General features: G+C 52.5%; 21 protein-coding genes. 7 read left to right on the plus strand and 14 right to left on the minus strand.

Annotated features, from left to right (window positions below; translation table 11 throughout):
* Positions 1 to 159: 159 nt before the first annotated feature.
* Both QMZ65_RS08665 and QMZ65_RS08670 read left to right on the plus strand, forming a co-directional pair.
* Positions 160 to 858, plus strand: a complete 699-nt coding sequence (locus QMZ65_RS08665; protein WP_283215830.1) for a helix-turn-helix transcriptional regulator — start codon at positions 160 to 162, stop codon at positions 856 to 858.
* 163 nt (positions 859 to 1021) lie between these two features.
* On the plus strand, positions 1022 to 1336 hold the full coding sequence (locus QMZ65_RS08670; protein WP_283215831.1) for a YicS family protein: 315 nt from the start codon (positions 1022 to 1024) through the stop codon (positions 1334 to 1336).
* Between the two features lie 8 nt (positions 1337 to 1344).
* Here QMZ65_RS08670 and QMZ65_RS08675 read toward each other — a convergent pair whose 3' ends face one another.
* From QMZ65_RS08675 to QMZ65_RS08695, 5 genes are all read right to left on the minus strand, one after another.
* A complete protein-coding gene (locus QMZ65_RS08675) occupies positions 1345 to 1992 on the minus strand; it encodes an anti-sigma factor (RefSeq protein ID WP_283215832.1) in 648 nt (215 codons plus the stop codon).
* Complete coding sequence (locus QMZ65_RS08680) at positions 1989 to 2543, minus strand: RNA polymerase sigma factor (RefSeq protein ID WP_283215833.1); 555 nt, start codon at positions 2541 to 2543, stop codon at positions 1989 to 1991. The genes QMZ65_RS08675 and QMZ65_RS08680 overlap by 4 nt, the downstream gene beginning before the upstream one ends.
* Before the next feature lie 43 nt (positions 2544 to 2586).
* Complete coding sequence (locus tag QMZ65_RS08685) at positions 2587 to 3150, minus strand: fasciclin domain-containing protein (RefSeq protein ID WP_283215857.1); 564 nt, start codon at positions 3148 to 3150, stop codon at positions 2587 to 2589.
* Positions 3151 to 3295: 145 nt separating this feature from the next.
* Complete coding sequence (locus tag QMZ65_RS08690; protein WP_097117809.1) at positions 3296 to 3520, minus strand: hypothetical protein; 225 nt, start codon at positions 3518 to 3520, stop codon at positions 3296 to 3298.
* A gap of 208 nt (positions 3521 to 3728) precedes the next feature.
* The gene (locus tag QMZ65_RS08695) at positions 3729 to 4679 is read right to left on the minus strand and encodes a bifunctional helix-turn-helix transcriptional regulator/GNAT family N-acetyltransferase (RefSeq protein WP_283215834.1); all 951 of its coding nucleotides are present in this window, start codon (positions 4677 to 4679) and stop codon (positions 3729 to 3731) included.
* 225 nt (positions 4680 to 4904) lie between these two features.
* Between QMZ65_RS08695 and QMZ65_RS08700 the strand changes: the two genes are divergently transcribed.
* Positions 4905 to 5288 (plus strand): VOC family protein, encoded by a 384-nt coding sequence (locus QMZ65_RS08700; RefSeq protein WP_283215835.1) that lies wholly within the window; start codon positions 4905 to 4907, stop codon positions 5286 to 5288.
* A gap of 37 nt (positions 5289 to 5325) precedes the next feature.
* On the opposite strand, the gene QMZ65_RS08705 is transcribed toward QMZ65_RS08700, so the two are convergent.
* The 5 genes from QMZ65_RS08705 to QMZ65_RS08725 form a co-directional block, all read right to left on the minus strand.
* A complete protein-coding gene (locus tag QMZ65_RS08705; protein ID WP_283215836.1) occupies positions 5326 to 7614 on the minus strand; it encodes a molybdopterin-dependent oxidoreductase in 2289 nt (762 codons plus the stop codon).
* A 35-nt stretch (positions 7615 to 7649) separates the two neighbouring features.
* Complete coding sequence (locus tag QMZ65_RS08710; RefSeq protein WP_058961754.1) at positions 7650 to 8411, minus strand: amino acid ABC transporter ATP-binding protein; 762 nt, start codon at positions 8409 to 8411, stop codon at positions 7650 to 7652.
* Positions 8404 to 9327, minus strand: coding sequence for an amino acid ABC transporter permease (locus QMZ65_RS08715; protein ID WP_034827514.1), 924 nt, complete (start codon positions 9325 to 9327; stop codon positions 8404 to 8406). Before QMZ65_RS08715 ends, QMZ65_RS08710 begins: the two co-directional genes overlap by 8 nt.
* A complete protein-coding gene (locus QMZ65_RS08720; protein ID WP_058961755.1) occupies positions 9324 to 10220 on the minus strand; it encodes an ABC transporter substrate-binding protein in 897 nt (298 codons plus the stop codon). Before QMZ65_RS08720 ends, QMZ65_RS08715 begins: the two co-directional genes overlap by 4 nt.
* 328 nt (positions 10221 to 10548) lie before the next feature.
* Entirely contained in the window at positions 10549 to 11739 is a 1191-nt protein-coding gene (locus tag QMZ65_RS08725) for a glycoside hydrolase family 5 protein (RefSeq protein WP_283215837.1), read from the minus strand.
* 342 nt (positions 11740 to 12081) lie between these two features.
* On the opposite strand from QMZ65_RS08725, the gene QMZ65_RS08730 reads away from it, so the two are divergent.
* The 3 genes from QMZ65_RS08730 (at position 12082) to QMZ65_RS08740 (ending at position 16571) form a co-directional block, all read left to right on the plus strand.
* Entirely contained in the window at positions 12082 to 14250 is a 2169-nt protein-coding gene (locus tag QMZ65_RS08730; protein ID WP_176505747.1) for a TonB-dependent siderophore receptor, read from the plus strand.
* A 205-nt stretch (positions 14251 to 14455) separates the two neighbouring features.
* Positions 14456 to 15379: a myo-inosose-2 dehydratase gene (gene iolE / locus QMZ65_RS08735; RefSeq protein ID WP_283215838.1), complete on the plus strand. Its 924-nt coding sequence runs from the start codon at positions 14456 to 14458 to the stop codon at positions 15377 to 15379.
* 10 nt (positions 15380 to 15389) lie between these two features.
* Positions 15390 to 16571: a Gfo/Idh/MocA family protein gene (locus tag QMZ65_RS08740; RefSeq protein WP_283215839.1), complete on the plus strand. Its 1182-nt coding sequence runs from the start codon at positions 15390 to 15392 to the stop codon at positions 16569 to 16571.
* Here QMZ65_RS08740 and QMZ65_RS08745 read toward each other — a convergent pair.
* The 3 genes from QMZ65_RS08745 to QMZ65_RS08755 form a co-directional block, all read right to left on the minus strand.
* Positions 16568 to 17482: an alpha/beta fold hydrolase gene (locus tag QMZ65_RS08745; RefSeq protein ID WP_211729547.1), complete on the minus strand. Its 915-nt coding sequence runs from the start codon at positions 17480 to 17482 to the stop codon at positions 16568 to 16570. The two genes, QMZ65_RS08740 and QMZ65_RS08745, sit on opposite strands and share 4 nt — an antisense overlap.
* A 217-nt stretch (positions 17483 to 17699) precedes the next feature.
* The gene (locus QMZ65_RS08750; protein ID WP_160867775.1) at positions 17700 to 18143 is read right to left on the minus strand and encodes a GNAT family N-acetyltransferase; all 444 of its coding nucleotides are present in this window, start codon (positions 18141 to 18143) and stop codon (positions 17700 to 17702) included.
* Positions 18127 to 18672: a GNAT family N-acetyltransferase gene (locus tag QMZ65_RS08755; protein ID WP_283215840.1), complete on the minus strand. Its 546-nt coding sequence runs from the start codon at positions 18670 to 18672 to the stop codon at positions 18127 to 18129. The genes QMZ65_RS08750 and QMZ65_RS08755 overlap by 17 nt, the downstream gene beginning before the upstream one ends.
* Positions 18673 to 18790: 118 nt before the next feature.
* On the opposite strand from QMZ65_RS08755, the gene QMZ65_RS08760 reads away from it, so the two are divergent.
* Positions 18791 to 19705 (plus strand): DMT family transporter, encoded by a 915-nt coding sequence (locus QMZ65_RS08760; protein ID WP_283215841.1) that lies wholly within the window; start codon positions 18791 to 18793, stop codon positions 19703 to 19705.
* Between the two features lie 5 nt (positions 19706 to 19710).
* On the opposite strand, the gene QMZ65_RS08765 is transcribed toward QMZ65_RS08760, so the two are convergent.
* Positions 19711 to 20598 carry a MurR/RpiR family transcriptional regulator gene (locus tag QMZ65_RS08765; protein ID WP_283215842.1) on the minus strand — a complete coding sequence of 296 codons (888 nt, stop codon included), beginning with the start codon at positions 20596 to 20598 and terminating at the stop codon, positions 19711 to 19713.
* Positions 20599 to 20947: the final 349 nt, after the last annotated feature.

Consider the following 20947-nt stretch of genomic DNA (forward strand, 5'->3'; position numbering starts at 1 on the left):
TGCAGCGCTTTTAGTTCACCACATTACAGACGAAGTTGCGTCTATTGGGATGACGAGTGCCGTATTAATCTACAGGTCGCCGCACTTGCGCTGGAGTCAACTCTGGTGCGTGCGGCTGGACTGCTCCTGACTGCCAGACTCTTAGCTTAGGCACACACCATGACCAAAACCCAGCGACTGATGGAGCTTGTACAATTGTTACGTTGTCACCGCTATCCGGTGACTGCGCAGCATCTTGCGGAGCAACTCAGCATAAGTGTGCGCACCGTCTATCGCGACATTATCAGCTTGCAGCAGCAAGGCGTGGAAATCGAGGGCAGCGCGGGTTTAGGTTATTTGTTGAAATCAGATGGCCATCTCCCGCCGCTGATGTTCTCGCGCCATGAACTCGATGCGTTGGGGTTGGACTGGGTCAGTCGCCATACCGATGCCGAATTGAAATCTGCCGCACAACATGCGCTGGCTAAAATCCACGCCGTATTGCCGGAACATTTATCTCACGCGCTCGATCATCAATCGCTGCTGGTTGCCACACGTGGTGAAGTGCTGTTTGAAACTCATCTGCCCGAAATTCGCCAGGCAATCCATACGCGCAACAAGATCACCTTACGATACAAAGATCTGAAAGACGCCACTTCAACCCGGGTGATTTGGCCGGTGGTGCTGGGCTATTTCGATCGCGTCCGCTTACTGTGCGGCTGGTGTGAGTTGCGCCAGGATTTTCGCAACTTCCGCGTTGATCGTATTGAAGAAATTCAGGCGAGTGATGAGGTGTATCCTGGAACGCGTTTTCAATTACTTAAGCGCTGGAAGGATTACCACCAGTTGCGGGAACAGAATGGCTATCATGAGGCATGATATTTGAAGCCCACAACGAGCAGTATTTCATTTTGTTTTGCGCTATCTCTGATAACCATGAAAAAAACTTTCGAAACCACTGATCATCGACCACGCTTCAATGCATAGCATCGCCGCAGCTTTAGCACACTGCTAAAGCCTCAGCACCCTCAACGGAGGCACTATGTTCTGGAAAATTGGCTCTTGCTCATTGCTGGTCATGGTTTCATTTAATTCTGTGGCTAAGTCACCCTACAGCAACCTGTCCTACGCATTACGAGAGCAGCAGATCATCACCGATCTGCGCGCGCACTGCCATCTGGCGCAAGAGATACCGAATGAACGCATTAAGCAGGTGTTTCTGAATAGCTCAGAGAATCACGATGCGATTGTGAACGCCGCTGATGCCCTGAAGAAGAAGGATCAGTCTGGCTACCACCAGCATATTGAACAGGTGAGCTGCCCAAAACTGGCGATGTTCTCGCCAGCAAAAAAGTAGAGGCCGCGCTAGAGTAAGCCACTGTACAAAACCGGCCCCGTTGGCAACCCCGTTGGCGAACCGCCTTGAGGTTCAAGACTGATCGCAATCGTTGTCCCTGCTGCCAGCGTTTTTTGATCCATCTCAATCCGAGTGGCTGAATTGTTTGCCAGCAGCCCTAATGAAACCGGCTGTTTGCCGGCAGGGATCAGCCATAGCTGCAGACTGTTAGCTGTCGCAATGGCAACGGGTTTCAGCGGCGCGAGTTGCAGATAGCGGCTATCGCTACTGCGGCTCACCACCCACTGCCCCTGCTGCTGCGCATCACCGAGAATAATCAGCGGTGCGAATTCTTCCGGGCGATAGTTGTAATAAGAGACCAGCGTAATGGCCGCCAGACCCGCAGCAACCAGCCAACTCAGGTAAGGATTGGCGCGTTTAACCGGAGTTTTAGCCGGCAGGCTTAACGTGATCTTTTTCCAGACGCGTTCAGGCGGTGTTTGAGGCCGCAAGTGCGTATCTAATCCGGTTAACATCGTCTGCCAGCTGGCGACTTTCGCGGCGAGTTCAGGTTCCTGCTGTAGCCGCCGTTCAAAGCGCAAACGGGCATTGCCGCGCAGTGTTCCCAATGCATATTCGGCCGCGAGCGCGTCATCATGTTGCTTGTTGTTGTTCATAGGCCCACGCACTTCCGAAGATGCTCCATCGCACGACGGATCCAACTTTTCACTGACCCTACCGGCTGTTGTAACCAGGCGGCAATATCGCTGTGCGACATCCCCTGATAGTAAGCCAGCGTCACACTTTGCCGTTGCTCACTGCTAAGGTGCTGCAAGCAATGTTGTAAACGGGCCGCCTGCGAATCATCAAATGGCTGCTCTGTATTATCAGCATCCGTTTCCTGAGTACTGTCACTGTATTCCTCTGACGCCAGCGCTTCACGCGCCTGCCCACTGCGCAACCAGTCGATACAGCGGTTACGCACAATATGCGTCATCCATGTCATGGGGGCACTGAGTGCGGCATCATAGCTGTCGGCTCGGTTCCAGATGGTGAGGAAGCAATCATGCAGCACTTCTTCTGCCCAGGCTGGCTGGCGTAAAGTGCGCAATGCAACTGCAAACAAATGCGGAGAAGTGAGTCGATACAGTTGTTCAAATGCCGGGCGATCGCCTTGCGCAATCGCCCGCAATAATTTCACCTGCTGTTGAGCCAAAACGTTATCCATGTTTTTCCCGGAAGGCATTGAAATGCCTTCCGAGTATAGACAATTACTTAGGCATCAGGACGGTGTCGATGACGTCGATCACACCATTTTTCTGGTTCACATCATAAGTGCTGATATTGGCCACATTACCCATGCCATCTTTCAACTGAATATTGTGAGGACCGTTGCTCATAATCCATAAAGGCTGACCGTTAACGGTTTTCAGTTCCGCATGACCGCCACCTTGTTTAATTTTCATCTCCAGCGCTTTCATATCGTATTTACCGGCCACGACATGGTAGGTCAGGATGCTGGTCAATTTGGCTTTGTTTTCTGGTTTTACCAAATTATCCACGGTGCCAGCAGGCAATTTCGCAAACGCGGCGTTGGTTGGCGCGAACACAGTGAAAGGCCCTTTTCCTTCGAGTGTTTCCACTAAACCTGCTGCCTTCACTGCGGCCACTAACGTAGTGTGATCTTTAGAATTGAGTGCATTTTCAATGATGTTTTTCTGCGGATACATAGCGGCACTGCCAACCATGACAGAATCAGAGTTCATGGCTGCGAAAGTCGTGGCGGAGAACATCAGCGCGCCAGAGATGACTGCGGTGGTGATTAGCTTTTTCATCATAAATCCTCGTTGTAGGGGAGCGAAGAATTTGCTCACAACGGGATATACGTAAGGAGGGGGCCAACTGGATGCAGAGAAAAATAAAAAAATTTCGCCCCTCACAAAACGGTTTAAAACACCGTCATGTGAGGGTTCGCTGGCTTTACATCTCGTCTTCAGGTTCCAGGGCGTCCTGAATGGCATCAGCCAGATTAGAAATTTCATTCGCTACCGCCTGAAGATCCCACGACGCTTTTGAACCGCTGGCAGAGGTTGAAGCGCTGACGGATTCCTTCGCCACCGCTAAAGCGGCCGCCACAGCGATGGTTCGCTTGTGTTGTTCTGGCGTCATACCCATTGGGGGTGGTGCAAAGTAGTCATTGACCATTTCATCTCTCCGTTTACCGCGTTCAAATAATTAATCCTGCGTGCATTATCAGGATATTGAGCGGGAGCGCGACTAAAAGTTCACGTAATGCTCCTGACAGATGCTGTTAAAGCGAGCACGTCCTACAGCGGTAATTTTGGCAAAGAGATATTCGCTGGTAACCCATCCAGAAAAAAACTGTCAAAACTGTGTCGATAATCCAGCATGCCTAAACGATTTTTCTGCTGAACTGTTGCTCAGTAAGGGGGCTTCCCCACTGATCGCCCTCCCATTCTTTTGACAATTCAAATCCAAATGATTCGTACAATCGTCTGGCCGCGGTAAGTTGATTAAACGTCCATAACTGTATTGAAGCGAATTTCTGTTCATCACAAAATCTCGTCGCTTCTGAAATCAGTTTTCTGCCCAATCCGCTACCACGACACCCGTCGTCAAGGATGAACCAGCGCAGATGCGCCTCATTATTTCCCAGATCTTCACCGTCAATGGCAACTGACCCGACAATGCGTTCATTCAACATTGCCAGCCAAATCTGATTACAGGGTTTTTCCAGTCGCAACGCAAAATCAGCCAGACCGGCAGCAACCTTCGCTTCAAAGAAATGGCCGAAGTGATGCTCTCTGGCGTAAAAGCTGCCATGCATTTCTGTAATACGACCAATCATACCTGCATGATAACCCGAGACTATCTTGACGTTATTTTGCACTTGCCCTGCGGTGTTTTCCCGACAGGCTTTCAACGCGCTGGCGTATGACGATAGGGCCTGTGATATAGCGTCCTGAGTAAAGGGATCGAGTTTTCTGAGCGCTGCTGCTACTCGTTGGTCAGCGTAAGCATTGATGCTCTGCACGGTATCTTTACCCTTCCCGGTGAGGCTCAGTCGCTTGGTCCTCGCGTCTTCTGAACATGGACTTTCTTCAAGTTCTCCGGCTTCAACGAGTTTAGCGAGCATGCGGCTGACGCTGGACTTCTCCAGCCCTAAAATCTGCACCAGTTGAGCCGCTGTCATTGAGCCATGAAGTTCAACTTCAAGCATGGCGTGAACGGCTGAGGGAGGATAATCCGTTGCAGCCAGATTTTGGTTCATAAAACCCAGTTCTCGCACCATTAAACGTGATGACACACGGATGTTTTTTATGTTTTGAAGTTTAGTAGTCATTTACGGTACCTTGCCAAATTGGTTGCGCAATACAACCATTAGCACACAGGGTTTGTCAATGATTGACTCCCGGCGACGCCAGGCTCAGAGATTGAATTAGCGACTTCCGTGTAAAGCCTCGCCCACTCTTAACTGACCCACTTTCCAGCGTGGCTGCGGCTACTGACAGAATTTGTCACAGCCGCCTCGTACTATGCAGCCGTAAACCCACAAGGAGAAAAAACCATGTTTACTGCTGATATGACCATCCTTTATGTACCGAACGTCGTCAAAAGCGCTGACTTTTATGCATCGCTGTTCGATATCAAGCCGATTAATGTCACGCCCACTTTTGCGATGTTTGTTTTTAACAACGGATTCATACTGGGTTTGTGGTCGAAATACACCGTTCTGCCGTCTGTCGATACCCAGCAGTTCACGCCCAACGGTGAAATCACTTTCAAGGTGCAACACAAAGCGGACGTGGATTTCCTTTACAACGAATGGGGCGCGTTCCGTGAGATCACCATTGTGCAATCGCCTGCAATGATGGATTTTGGCTACACCTTCACGGCCATCGATCCTGATGGGCACCGTTTACGCGTGATGTGGTTGCAGCTGGAAGACTGATGTTGTAGGGCGGCCACACGGCCGCCCATACGTAAAGCTAACCTTGCGGCGGGATAAATGCCTGCACCGGCGTCAGTTCTCCAGTGTATTTGCGTACCTGAACCACGGTGATTTGACCACTGCAGCCCTGCGTCAGCGACGACGTGCCAATATCCAGCGTCAACACATTGGGGTTGCCGTGACGACATAACGGACGCAGCGCAGTGGGATCCACCGGATCGTACCAGGCGCCGGTCGGCAGTTGAACCACGCCGGGCATCACCGTGTCGGTCACGCGCGCGCTGGCGAGTACGTGACCTCGCTGGTTGTAAAGCTCAATAATCTCGCCGTTTTGAATACCCAAAGATGCCGCATCATCCGAATTCAGGCTGCATACCTCACGTCCATCACGTTTGCCACTCAGGCTGTAATCACCGAAATCCAGCTGACTGTGCAAACGCGTCGCGGGCTGATTGGCAATGAGCCAGAACGGATGGTCGGCATCGGGCTTTTGCTGCGGCTCTCGCCACACCGGATGTCCCGGACAGTTTTCATAATCGAAACTGGCAATCGTCGCCGAGTAGATTTCGATTTTCCCGCTCGGCGTTGGCAGTGGTGCAGCATCCGGATCGGCGCGGAAGGCATTCATCATCCGTCCACCGTCTTTAAGCTGCGGCAATTCCAGCACGCCCTGCTGCCAGAATTGTTCAAAATCGGGAATGTCGACCTGATGCGTTGCCAGCTTTTGCTGCAACTGTGCGTAATGGTGTTTCAGCCAGCCACGCGTATCGCGACCTTCGGTAAACGCCTCTTCACGTCCCAGCCTGCGCGCCAGCTCAGCAAAAATGGCGTAATCGTCTTTGGCTTCGCCGTGCGGTTGCGCGACCGGCTGCATAGCAAACAGATGGCGATCGGTTGGCGCACCGCCGATATCTTCTCGCTCCAGCGTCATGGTCGCGGGCAATACGATATCGGCATGCCGTGCACTGGCCGTCCACGCAATCTCATGCACAATCAGCGTATCCAGCTGGCAAAATGCCTGACGGAGTCGCGCTAAATCCTGATGGTGGTGGAACGGATTACCGCCCGCCCAGTAAGCCAGACGAATATGCGGATAGGTCAGGCGGCGACCATTGTAGTCGAACAGTTTGCCGGGATTGAGCAACATGTCTGAGATGCGCGCCACCGGGATTAGACGATCGATGCCATTTTTGCCCTGCGGTAACGCCGGGAAACTCACCAGGTTGTGATGCTTACCGTAGTGACCCAACGCGCCCAGCGCATAGGTGTAACCGCCGCCCGGTAAACCCGGTTGGCCCAGCGCCGCGGCCAGTACCAGCCCAAGCCACACCGGTTGTTCGCCGTGCTCCGAACGTTGCAGCGCATGCGCAACGGTGACCAGCACACGCTTACCGGGTAAGTGACGGGCAAAATCAGCGATAAAGGCCGCGCTGACACCGCAGATCTCTGCCGCCCAGGCGGCATCGCGTCGCGTGCCATCTTCTTCACCACGGATATAAGCGACCATTTCCGGCCAACCCACGGTGTAGCGACTGAGGAAGGCTTCATCCGCTAGCTGTTCTTCAATCAATACGGACAGAACACCGAGAATAAAGGCGGCATCGGTGCCTGGACGCAAGGCCAGCCACTCCCCTTTAGCTTCGTCGGGCAGATCGCTTTTCAATGGGCTTACTGAGATAAAACGTGTGCCGCGTTGTGCAGCCTGCTTCATAAAACCGCGCTCGGTGTGTTCACTTAATCCACCGCTCGCCACCTGCGAGTTTTTCAGCGCCAGACCGCCAAAGGCGATGACGATTTCACTGTGCTGAGCAATCTCTTCCCAGCTCACGCCGCGCCGCGCAATCTCGTTCATGTCGCCGACGATATGTGGCAGCAGCACCGAAGCAGAGCCGGAACTGTAGCTGTTTACCGAACGCACATAGCCGCCCAGCGTGGTGTTCAGGAATCGGTGTACCTGGCTTTGCGCATGGTGAAAACGTCCGGCGCTCGACCAGCCATAAGAACCGCCAAAAATGCCCTCTGGGCCATAAGTGTCGCCCACGCGCTTCAATTCACGCGCCACTAATTCGTAAGCCTGCTCCCAGCTAACCGCAACGTATTCGTCATTGCCCCGGCGCTGATCGGGGCCGGGGCCCTCTTCCAGCCAGCCACGACGCACCATCGGGCGCGATAAGCGTGCCGGATGATTTAAAGCGGTGCGGAAATTTTGCAGCAGCGGGCTGGGATCGGGATCGCCTTTAAAGGGTTCGATAGTGAGCTGGTCGCCCGATTGCTGGGCATGAAAAGCGCCCCAGTGGGCGCTGTGCATTACCGGTTTTTGCGTCATCACTGTTCCTGGCTGTCAAAAATGAAAAACGGTGCTTAAAGCACCGTTGCAATAAAGTTTCTTACGCGCCCGTTTTCCGGGTCGTCGAGGACTTGTTGAGTGGGTCCGGCCGCCACGATTTTGCCGTCTTCCATAAAGACAATGTTGTCGGCAACCTCGCGTGCGAAACCAATCTCGTGCGTCACAATCACCATGGTGATGCCGGAGTGCGCCAGTTGCTTAATCACTTGCAACACTTCGCCCACCAGTTCCGGATCAAGCGCCGATGTTGGCTCATCGAACAGCATCACACCCGGGTCCATCGCCAGCGCGCGCGCAATGGCCACACGCTGTTGCTGTCCGCCGGAAAGATTCTGCGGCCACTCCTCTTCGCGCCCTGCCAGCCCCACCTGCTTAAGCAGTGACAGCGCTTTGCTGGTCGCCTGTTGGCGGTTCTGCTTTTTCACGCGCATCGGTGCATCAACGATGTTCTGTAACACCGTGCGATGCGGGAACAGGTTGAACTGCTGGAACACCATGCCAATTTGCGCACGCTGACGCGCAATCTCACTGCTGCTTAACTCATGCAGCGCCTGGCCTTTCTGCTTGTAGCCAATGATTTCGCCACCAATCCGAATGGTGCCGCCATCCAGTTTTTCCAGGTGGTTGATGCAGCGCAGCAAAGTGGATTTCCCCGAACCAGAAGGCCCAAGAATGACCGTGACAGAACCGGCAGGAATATCGAGATTCACTTCGTCCAGAATCGTGACGCCAGAGAAGCGTTTAGTGACTTTACGTAAGGCGATCGCTTCAGCCATTGCTTACGCTCCTTTCAGGTTTTTGCGCGCTAAAGCCCGGCAAGGATTTAAACAGGCTGCGTTTTTCACGACGCGTAACGCCACGACCAAAATAGCGTTCAACGTAGAACTGACCAATCGACAGTACCGAGGTCATCAGCAGATACCACAGCGTCGCCACCAGCAGCAGCGGGATCACTTCATAGGTACGCTGATAGATGATCTGCGCGGAAAACAACACGTCTTGCAGCGAAATGACTGACACGACGGCCGTGGTTTTCAACTGACCGATAATTTCATTACCGGCAGGTGGCATGATGGCGCGCATCGCCTGTGGCAACACCGTGTGTCGGAAAATCTGCGCGGGGCGGTAACCCAGCGCACGTGCGGCTTCCAGTTGTCCGTTTCCCACGCTTTGGATACCGGCACGCACAATTTCTGCGGCATAGGCAGATTGATGCATCACCAGCGCGATCACTGCCGCACTGAATGGACTCACCAACGCATTAGACTGGGTACTCCACAGCTCGCCCAATCCGGGAATAGAGAGTGAAATCGTTGGATAGAGCGCGGCAATGTTGTACCACAGGAACAGCTGCACCAGCATCGGCACACCCCGGAAGAACCAGGTATAGAACCAACTCACGCCCACCAGCACGGGGTTGGATGAGAGGCGCATCAGCGCCAGCACCGTACCAAACGCAAAGCCCAGCACCACCGAAATCGCCGTCAGTTGCAGCGTCATTAATACGCCCTGCAGGATCGATTCGCCGGTGAAGTTTTCCGCAATCACGCTCCATTCGAAGCGTGGATTGTTAATCATCGAGTGCGCCATTGCCACGACGCACAACAGCACCACCAGCGCACTCAGCCAGCGTCCGTAGTAACGTTTGCCGACAATTTTCAAATCATCGGTGTGGTCACGTACATCACTCATTGAAAGATTTCCTGGTTACGTTTGGATTCTTTAACCGCGCCAAAACCGATGCCCCAGTTGTCGAGGATCTTCTGGTAGCTACCATCTTTGATCAGCGAGTTAAGTGCCGCTTGCACCGCAGGCTCAAGCGCAGAATCTTTCGGGAAAGCCACAGAAACAGGCGCGTCATGCACGGTGATTTCGCCGCTCAGGGTGATAGGTTTAATCACCTTCGCCTGCCACAGCAGACCTTCGTACGGGCCGAGGAACATCGGTACGCGACCGCTGACCACGGCCTGAACACCGGCTGGACGATCCGGGAATACGGATACTTTGATCGGTTTTTTACCCGCGGCTTCACAGGCTTTGCTGGCTTCTTCCAGACGCGTCACCTGCGTGGTGCCTGAACCTGCGCCAACTTCCAGGCCGCACACGGCGTCAAGGGTTTTGAACGGTGCCACATTGGCATCTTTTCGCGAAATAATGCCCAACAGGCTGGCATCGTAATAGCTCACGAAATCGATAATTTTGGCGCGGGTCGCGGTGGCGTTGATATTGGAGAGTGCCACATCGTAACGACCGGTTTTCAGGCCGGGAATGATATTGTCAAAACCGCCGGTGTCCCGCCACTGGACCTGGATCCCTAAGCGTTCGCCCACGGCGTTCATCACGTCAATTTCACGTCCGGCCAGGGTTTTGTTGTCTTCTTTATAGAAAGTGGTCGGCGGCGTGTTGGGATTGGTTCCTGCCACGATGTAGCCGCGCTTAACCACATCCGCCGGCAGCAGGCTTTTCAGTGCCGGGTCGGCCTTAACATGGAGTGAACTGTCAGTCGGGACGGATTGATCGGCGGCAAACGCGGTGTGTGCACTCAATGCAAGTGCAAGCAAGGTGATACCTTTGGCGAGTTTCACTGGAACCTTCTCCTGATATATATAAATGTTTCCCTGTCGGGAAAAGGCGTTGAGGTAGCGATGTATTTTTCTTCTTTCTCACCTCACAGCGGAAAGAAATTGTCATCCTCAGAACGTCCCGCAGCCATTCTCAGTAAGATGTGCAGCGATCACAAATGCGAAAAACGGATATCTATTGCCAGATTTCGGGAATAGAACTCGGCGCCCGTGGTGACGGGGATGACCGCGCCAGCGATGGCGCGGTTTGAAGTGAGGTATTCAGATTTAGTCAGGTATTCAACAGCCTGCTTTTACCATGGCTTATGAACGTTTTCTTCTTAACAAGACTTTATCGTTCTAAACGTTTGCGTATAGGCTCAAACTCTTTCGTCGCATGGCGTGGAACGGTATCGGGTAAATTTTGCTCCGCAGCCTGCCAGTATTGCCACGGTACTTTCTTGTCGCCCAATTCGTAATCCATCCCATCCCAGCTGTCTTCCCGGAAGCTGTAAAACGCCCAGTGCGACTGCTGCTGATCCAGCACCTTTAACACATCCTCCAGATATTGCGTGCACCCTGGTAAGGTGCGGACACAACCGAACTCACCAACCACCATTTGATGGCGGGCCACATCGTGCGATTTCGCCCACTCAAACGGTAGCGCTAAATATTCTGCTACGCGTTGTGCATCCCACTGTTGCTGCAATCCCGCAAACGGGACTTTACCCGGGTAAGGCCAAGGCGCTTTGCGTTTGGCATTCGGTGCACTGGTGGCGGAATAAGGCTCATACATGTGCACGCTATATAACACCCGTTTATCTTCGAGCGGCTGTGGCCAATACGTGAAGGCATCGGCGGCAGCGTACCAGCCACTGTCGACCATCACCGGCGTCTGCTGATCGACTTCGCGAATCGCCGCAATCACGGTGCGGTAAAACTCCGGTAAATCCCGCGCGGTACCCTTGTGCTGCAGATACCAGCTTTTCATGGTTGCGGCAGACGCATGTTCGTCCAGACCGCCCATTTTCTCCGGTGCGGGTTCATTAATGATGTTGTATGCCGCTACTGCAGGGTGGTCTTGCAATGCAGCCGCAAGGTCACGCCAATAACGGGCACTTTGCTGCCAGAAAGCGTTGTCTTGCCACAGCCGGTCGTCGAACTGTCCGCCGTTATTTTGTGACCAGCGCATGCCGGGTAAGGAAAGCGGCGTAATCACCACTTTCAACCCTGCTGCCTCAGCGTTATCCAGCACATTTCTCAAAGTGGCGACATCTTCCGCCACTAATCCCTGGTAGCGATACGCACTGCCCAGCAGAAAATCACGCTGTTTGGTGGGCCATTTATCCCAGGAGAGCCGCACCCAAGAGGCACCGTAAGTGTGGAGAGCATTGAAATAAGCAGTATTGGGTGGAATGCGATTAAAACTGTTGCCGCCATGTTGAGGTTGCAGCCAGAAATTCATCTTATCGGCGGCTCTGGCAACAGAAATAGTGAACGAAATCAGTAACAGGAATGTAAAGGTTTGTATGATCTGGCGCACACTTTCTCCTTGATTTATGAGAGTCCCAGGCACCCTTTTTGGTGCAGGCTCGAAGCTAAACGGATTCCCATGTAGTTACTGTGCGTTATCACTAATATTAGTCTACTGATTTGCAAGGAATTGATGACAGTTTGATGAACGCTTTTCCTCCGCAACGTTTTTTAAGCACAAACGTCACTCTGGCTTTACGTTTCTTCACGTTTCCCCCGCAATTTGCACCAATCATGGAGAAAAAAAGGAGACGCCGGTTTGTCGCATATACAATGAGAAACATTCTCATTATCATGCGCATTTGCTTACATATGTTAATACTTCAGGGAGAAGATTTAAGTGAATGTAACTTTGTATGTCAGGAAGCGCCCTCTTGCACTGATTGTGGCAGCCTTGCTCACCTCACCTGCTTATGCCGCAGAACCCACGGAAAAACTGGCTGACGATGAATCAATGATCGTCACTGCAGAACAGGGTCTGAAACAACAGCCTGGCGTTTCCACTATTACCGCTGAGGACATTGAGAAAAGCCCACCGGTTAACGACCTCTCCGATATCATCCGCAAAATGCCGGGCGTCAACCTGACCGGTAACGGGGCCAGCGGTAGTCGTGGCAACAACCGCCAGATTGATATTCGCGGCATGGGCCCGGAAAACACCTTAATCCTGATAGATGGCGTGCCGGTCAGTTCGCGTAACTCCGTGCGTTACAGCTGGCGTGGCGAACGTGACTCGCGAGGTGATACCAACTGGGTGCCCGCGGAGATGGTAGAACGTATTGAAGTGATTCGCGGCCCAGCCGCCGCGCGTTACGGTTCCGGTGCGGCTGGCGGCGTGGTGAACATCATCACTAAACGCCCGACCAATGACTGGCATGGATCACTGTCACTTTTCACCAATCAGCCCGAAAACAGTAAAGAGGGTGACACGCGTCGCGCCAACTTCAATTTGAGTGGCCCACTGGCTGGCGATGCATTAACCATGCGTCTGTATGGCAATATCAACCGCACCGATGCGGATGCTTATGATATCAATACCGCTCAAAACGGCTCTTATGCTGCGGGACGGGAAGGGGTACGTAATAAAGATATTAACGGTGTACTGTCATGGAAAATCACTCCTACTCAGATCGTTGATTTCTCCTACGGCTATAGCCGTCAGGGCAATATTTATGCGGGCGACACGCAGAACAGCAATGGAAATAGCAGTGCAGGTGGTTTAGTTGAATCTCTGTACGGCAGTGAAACAAACCGCTTATATCGTCAGAGCTATGGCGTCACTCATAACGGTATCTGGGATTGGGGCACATCCAAACTTAATTTCAACTACGAGAAGACCAATAACACTCGCTTGAAAGAAGGCACTGCCGGAAGTGTTGAAGGGATGATCAACAGTAATGTTTATTCGACCAGTCGTCTGGAAAGTTATCGTGCTGGCGGAGAAATAAACTTCCCACTGGAATTATTGGTGGACCAAACCGTGACGTTGGGAGCGGAATGGAACCGCGATGAGCTTAATGACCCTGCGTCAATGCAATCTGCAAGTACAAACCTTTACTTGCCAGGTAGTTCAGGCGATCCGTCTCAGCGCAGCAGTAATAACTCCGCCACGATAAGTTCTCTTTATTTTGAAGATAATATTGCCGCCACTGACAGCACTGAAATTATTCCGGGTTTACGCTTTGATTATCATGATGCTTTTGGCGCTAACTGGAGTCCAAGCCTAAATATTTCGCAAGGATTGGGCGACTATTTTACGCTCAAAGCGGGTATTGCGAGGGCATTCAAGGCGCCTAACTTATATCAATCAACTCCCGGCTACCTGCTATCAACACGTGGCAATGGCTGCCCAATTGGCCTATCCCAATGTTATTTATTAGGGAATGACAATCTCGATCCTGAAGTGAGCGTCAATAAAGAAGTGGGACTAGAGTTTAACCACGCGGGTTATGTCGCGGGTATCACCTACTTCCGTAACGATTACAAAAACAAAATTGTATCCGGTACTGATGTTGTCTACACCAATGGTACTTACAACGTGCTTCAGTGGGAGAATGGAGGCAAAGCCATTGTAGAGGGGCTGGAAGGGAACCTGACTATTCCATTGATTGCGGACACACTTGAGTGGCGGTCTAATGCGACTTACATGTTCCGTTCAGAAAGTAAGAAGACCGGAAATCCTCTATCGGTCATTCCTGAATTTACTATCAACTCACAATTAGAGTGGCAAGCAACTGATAGCCTTAGCGCCAATATCAACTGGACGCAGTATGGCCGCCAAAAACCGCGCCAAAATGCAGAAACAGTTATTGAGGGAAGACCAGGAGGTCTTTCACAACGTGAAATCAAGCCATATTCCATTGTCGGCTTGAACCTCAATTACGACATCACTAAAAATTTGCGTGCTAATGCGGGTATTAACAACCTGTTTGATAAGCGCATTTATCGTGAAGATGAAGGTGCTTCAACTTACAACGAACCGGGCCGCGCCTATTACGCTGGCGTCACCCTGTCGTTCTGAGTCCAGATGGGTGGCCTTCTAAGGGCCACCCCTATTGACTTGCTTTTCTATCTCCATGTTAACCCATCAATTTCCATCCAAAATCACATCAATATTTTTTTGACGTTAAGCCTGCAAATTTTGATGGTTTTACGTCAAATAACCGCTCGCCGCAGCACATCGCATCCGCTAATTTCATCGCTATCTCCCCTACAGGATATAACCGATGATCAAAGAAGCGTTTTATCGCACAGGTCACCCCGCACCTCAACTCGGCGTCAGCCCACTCTCCTGGGTCAATGAAGTGCTGCAATACCTCGGCGCAGGGACCTCGGCCGAACACTGTTTGAAAGAAGCGAAACAGGCCGGATTTCAGGGCGTCGAGCTAAGTCGCATATTCCCGCGCGAACCCGGGGCATTGAAGCAGCTGTTGGCACAACATCAACTGCAGCTGGTGTCAGGCTGGCATGACGGATTTCTCACCGAACGCAGCGTTGAGCAGGAGCTGGATGCGGTGCACAACCATGCCACCCTGCTGCAGGAAAATGGCGCCAACGTGATGGTGTACGGCGAATGCGGCTGGATGGCTGACAACGCGCTGGATGTGCCACTGAGCACCCGACGTTTGTTGCCGGAGAGTCAGGTCGCCGACTATGCCGATCGCCTTTCCCGCTTTGCCGAAGCCCTGTTTGATCGATACGGTTTACGCCTCGCCTATCACCACCATCTCATGATGGTGGCCGAAACACTGCCGGAAATCCGTGCGTTGATAAATGCCTGTTCGCCCGCCGTTGGCCTGTTACTGGATACCGGTCACGCCACCGCTGCCGGATTCTCCTATACGCAACTTATTGAGGAATTCGCCGACCGCATTTGCCACATCCATCTAAAAGATGTGCGGTTGGATCGCCTGCAAAAAGTACGGGCCAGCGGTATGACCTTCAACGAAGCCGTGCTCGCAGGGATGTTTACCGTGCCAGGCGACGGCGGTATTGATTATCGGCCGCTGGCAGAGTTTATCGCTCGCAGCGGTTATCAGGGCTGGATGGTGGTGGAAGCCGAGCAGGATCCGGCGAAAGCGCCCCCATTGGAGACCGTGACTCGCGCACAACGTTTTGTTGCCCAACACATTTTACCTGCAAACGCTTAAGGAGCCGCTGATGGCTGGAAAAACACTGAATGTTGGCCTGATCGGTTCAGGCTTTATGGGCCAGGCACATGCCGATGCATGGCGCCGCGCGGGTTTACTGTATCGTAACCTGGCGCTGCAACCCGTTCTGCATACGCTGGCAGATGTCACGCCCGCACTGGCCGAAGAAGCGGCTCGATGCTACGGCTTTCAACACAGCACGGCGGACTGGCAGTCGCTGGTGAACAATCCTGAAATCGATATTGTTGATATCACCACGCCTAATAGCATGCACTTCGACATGGCGCTGGCCGCGATTCGTGCAGGTAAACACGTCTACTGCGAAAAGCCGCTCACCGTTTCGTTGCAGGAAGCACAAACCCTGACCCAGGAAGCTGAGCGAGCAGGTGTGAAAACCATCATGGCGTTCAATAACATCAAAACGCCGGCAGCGCAGTTGGCGAAGCAGATGATCGATCGCGGTGACATCGGCACACCGACTCGCTTCCGTGGCTGGTTCGATCAGGGATTTTTCAACGATCCCGAGCTGCCATGGAGCTGGCGTTGCTCACGCGAACAGGCCGGTTCTGGCTCACTCGGTGACTTAGGCTCACACGTGGTGAGCGTGGCGCAATATTTGATGGGGCCAATCAAGAGCGTGGTAGGACAGGAGCAGCTGTTTATTGACACGCGCCCTGCGGCGGGTGGTGGTTCAGGCTATGGTGCCCAGGCAGATAAACAGGCGGCGCGTTTGAAAGTGGAAAACGACGATCAGTTCCAGGCGCTCGTGACTTTCGAGAACCGCGCCGGTGGCGTGATTGAATCTTCACGCATCTCCGCAGGAAAAGTGTTCGGCATTGCCTGGGAAATCTCGGGCACCGAAGGCACCATCATCATGGACGGTGAGCGCTTTAACGAACTGAAGATTGCACGTTATGGCGATGCGAAACACGATCGCGGCTTTAAAACCATTTATGCCGGTTCTCAGGTCGAGCAGTTTGGAGGCTTCTTTGGCTTCGATTTCGCTGGCGGTGGCCTGGGATACTTCGATGTGAAAGTGATCGAAATTTACGACCTGATTAAAGGCCTCAGCAGCGAAGCCGATTGTTTCCCGGATTTCCGCTTTGGCCTGGAGAATCAGCAAATCATTGAAGCGATGGTGCGCTCATCTGCCAGTGGTCAACGTGTGGAGATCGCCAGTCTGCGCAACTAACTAAAAAACTCGCGCAGTGCTTCAGCCAGCGCCTGCGGTTGCTCATCCGGGATGAAGTGACCGCAGTGCGCGATTTTGATGCCTGAAACCTCAGCCGCAAACTCCTGAAGCGGAATCGCCATATCGGGGATCGAACCCTGATCGGCACTGATCGCCAGCAACGGCACCGTCAATTTGCCGTTATCATGCAGCCATGCACGGTTTTGTTCCGCCGAGACGCTCACTTCGCGATAGGCCGCCATGCCTGCGCGCAATGCCCCGTTCTGTTGCAACAAGCGCACATATTCCGCCATATCTTCCGCGTCAAACACCATTGGGCTGACGGCTTTGCGTTTCAGGAACCAATCCAGATAGATCTCTTCGCGCCCGGCAATTAAGGCTTCAGGCAGATCCGGCAGCAGATGGAAGGCGAAATGCCAGGTTTTCCAGGCCTTATCGGGCGTGGCAGGCAGCGCATCCGGCAAGGTCACGCCCGGAATGCCGGCGTCAAGCAGTGCCAGTTTTTTTATCTGATTGGCATAACGCAGGGCAAACGGCCAGGCCACCCACGCACCGACATCATGCGCCGCAAGATAGTAGTGATGGATGTTCAATTGCAGCAGCAGGCCCTGTACTTTTTCTGCCAGAGAAGTGGTGTCATATCCGCTGTAAGGCCTATCGGAATCCCCCTGACCGGGGAGATCGGGCGCGATAATGAAGTAACGATCGCCAAGCAGAGCCATTACCTTGCGCCACGCAAACCAGCTTTGTGGGAACCCGGCTAACAGCACCAGGGTTTCACCTTGTGGGTTGCCGCCGCTAACGTAGTGGATGCGAACACCGTCTACGGTGGCGTAATGATGGGAAAAATCAGGCAGGTTGGTGACAGGTTGTGACCAGCGCGATGTTATTTTTAATTCTGAGGCATTCATCCGTTACTCCTAGAATTGGAAATGGTTACTTCCTAATTGGTCAAATTCTTGGTCGGATAGGTCGAAAACATAATCGTTCCTGGTTGGCATGGTTGGCCGCGTTCTCGTATCAAGATTTGAGTTTGCGCTAAGGGAGATACCATTTAGGAAATGATCGATTCCCAAATGGTACAGGATGGTAGGAAGAATTGACAAGCGGTGTGAGTGAAATTGCTGATTAGGGTGCAACACGGTATTGCACAAAATCCGTCTTCGTCGCGACCTGATCATACAGCGCTCGGGCGCGGTAATTATTCTCGCGCGTCATCCAATACACTTTCGAGCAGTTCAATGCCTCAGCGGCAGCATTCACCGCTGCGATCAACGCGCGACCCGTGCCTTGTTTACGCCCGTCTGGGCTGACGAACAGATCCTGCAGGTAACAATAGTCACCCAGGGTCCAGGTGCTGCGATGGCAAATAAAATGCACCAGCCCAGTCAATTTGCCCTGCTCCTCCGCCACCAGACAATGCATCGGTTCGCCTTCCGCAACCAATCGTTGAAATGTCGTATTGGTGACTTCTTCCGTGACCTCACTGACATAAAAGTCGAGATAGCCCAACCACAGCGATTTCCACTGTGCGTAATCCTCTGCAGTGAGTTTTCTAATGACCTGTTCCATTTCTTTCTCTCCATTGTTGGCATGTGATGGTGAACATCAAACTGGCGGGCGGATCTTGCGGATTAAACACCCTTTCGAGGAAAGTCATCCCGACCTTTTCCAGTACGCGGCGTGATGCGGTGTGGTTTTCTCTCACCACACCGACAATTTCTTTCAGTTTTAGATCTTCAAAACCGTGGCGGATGGCGCGATGCGCGAGTTCTGTCGCATAGCCTTTTCCCCAGGCATCCGGTTCAAAACGGTAACCCAGATTGTTGGTTCTGCGCCCGTTGAATTCGCTGACGAATACGCCACCGAAACCAATCACGTGTTGAGGATCGCTTTTCTCCATGATGACCCAGTCATCGAAACCATGAATAGCGCGGTCTTTGATTCTGCGTAATAACACTTCTCGCGCATGATCAAGGCTTGGATAAGGCCCGCGTGGGTTAAATTGATGTGTTCGTGCATCGCCATAGATGCGAAAAAGCGCCTGCAAATCCGTGCGCTCAATCGGCCGATACAGCAGCCTTTCAGACTCCCAATGCATTCATTTCCTCGCCGTTTTTTGTTATCCAGCGAAGTAACATAGCACCGCGACATCGCTTTGAGTGTTAAGAATTTTTGCTATGATGTCAGCCCATCTTTCTAATGATTGAATCTGAACCATGCGAACATCGGACTCGTTGCGACTTTTGCTGCTGGCGGCTATCTGGGGAGCCAGTTTTCTTTTTATGCGTATTGCCGTTCCCGCGCTGGGTGCGATTAATACGGCTTTTTTGCGCGTGTTATGTGGCGCATTGGGTTTAATCATCGTGATGGCAGTACTGCGCATTCCGCGTCGCTTCGAAGGCAAACTGGGTTGGGCAATGTTGCTGGGTGTGATTAACTCAGGATTACCTTTCCTGATGTATTGCCTTGCCGCTCGCGTGCTGCCCGCAGGCTACTCCGCAATACTCAACGCTACTGCGCCGTTAATGGGTGTCGTGATTGGTGCGGCGTTCTTCAATGAACAACTTACAGTGAGTAAAGTGCTGGGCATGGTGGCCGGTGTTGTCGGCATTATGTTAATCAGCACCACTGGCGAAGGGGTGCTCTCGCACGCATTGATACTTGGCATTGCGGCTTGTCTGGTCGCCACCACCTGTTACGGTTTTGCCGGCTTTCTGGCCAAACGCTGGATTGGATCGCGCGGCGGGCTTGATGCCACGAAAGTCGCGTTCGGTAGCCAGTTGGGCGCCTCGCTTTTCCTGCTGCCTTTCTTTGCCTTCAGCGCGCCACAAACGCCGGCGGCGAACTGGCACATTCCTGAAGTTTGGGCCTGTATTTTGGCCGTCGGCTTTATTTGTACTGCGCTGGCCTACATCATCTATTTCCGTTTGCTGGCCGATATTGGCCCCCTGCGCACCCTCACCGTCACCTTCCTGATTCCGCCTTTTGGCATCCTGTGGGGCTGGTTAGTGCTGGACGAGCAAATCAATCAGGGCTTTATAAGCGGTGCATTGCTGATTGTGCTGGCGGTATGGCTTGTCACGCGCAGCGAAATGGTCAAACCCGCCGCGCCGAGTACCTCTGACAATTAATAACGCTATTTCTTACCGGTGGGTTTCAGTGAACGATTGAGATCCTGAATGCGTTTCATGGTTTTTACCGTGCGCGATGAAGTCGCTGAAGCCACCGACAAAATCAACATCTCCAGACACACCAGCACGGTGCCATGCAGAGGCATACGACCATTCTCCCCACCGCGCGGCACATTGATAACCACATCCGCTTCTTTGGCAAAGGCAGAATCTAAGGCATTGGTCAGCAAAATCACCGGCATCCCCAGCCGCTTCGCCTCTTTCAGGGTAGTCAGCCCTTCTTTATGGGCAGATTTCTGCGCCATCATAATCAGCACATCACCACGCTGTAAGGTGATCAACTGTTCAGCGAGGGCAATACCCGAACGGTTGAGCGTGACGGCAGGAATGCCAATGCGCGTGAATAAGCGGGCGCTGTAATCCGCCAAAATCCCTGAAGCATTAATGCCAAACAGCGCGACCTGACGCGCGTCGATCAACATCGCGACAGCCTGCGCGACCGCTTGCCGATTGTGAGGTTCCGAGAGGGCATCGCAGGCGCGTTTATGGCCACCCAGTACGAAATCGATCCCCGAATTGATGTCACACGACAGCTCGCTGACGGTGGCGCTCATTTTCTCTTCTGAATTCATCGCCGGGCCAAACCAGGCTTTCAACGTGGTTTTCAAATCACGCAAACCGGCAAATCCCAATGCCTGAACGGCACGCACCACGGTGGCATCTGAGGTATGAGTCGCATCCGCTATTTCCATGGCGGTGGCATCTAATATTGCCTCACGATTATCGTGGATATATCGCGCGACGGATTGAAGGCTGGACGATAATGACGGAGCGCGTGCGCGATAGCGTTCACCTAATACATCAACCCGATTTTTAATTTTATTTATGGCCATCTTTTTACCTGTTTGTCATCAGGGCGTGATTTCGTTCCCCATTTAGGCACGGCATTGTAGTGATATTTCTTGTTTAATCCAGCACCCTGATTGCTATCGCTCCTTTGGGGTGGAACGTTTGATTACAGCAAGAAATCTATTTATCTAACTGTTTTTGTTGCATTTATAACAATTAAATCTCAAATGGAAATGGCGTTGATGGACTCTATTCCTGCTGTAGTATCCACGCCATTATTTCCGTTTACTACTACATTCTTTCATGTTTGAATGATTCTCAATAACATCACGCCATCTCAGTTTAGGGCACATGGTCCACAGAGAATGCTTATTTCATGCACTTTTCTCTGCT

It is taken from the genome of Pantoea sp. EABMAA-21 (genome assembly GCF_030053335.1).
GTDB classification, from domain to species: domain Bacteria; phylum Pseudomonadota; class Gammaproteobacteria; order Enterobacterales; family Enterobacteriaceae; genus Pantoea; species Pantoea communis.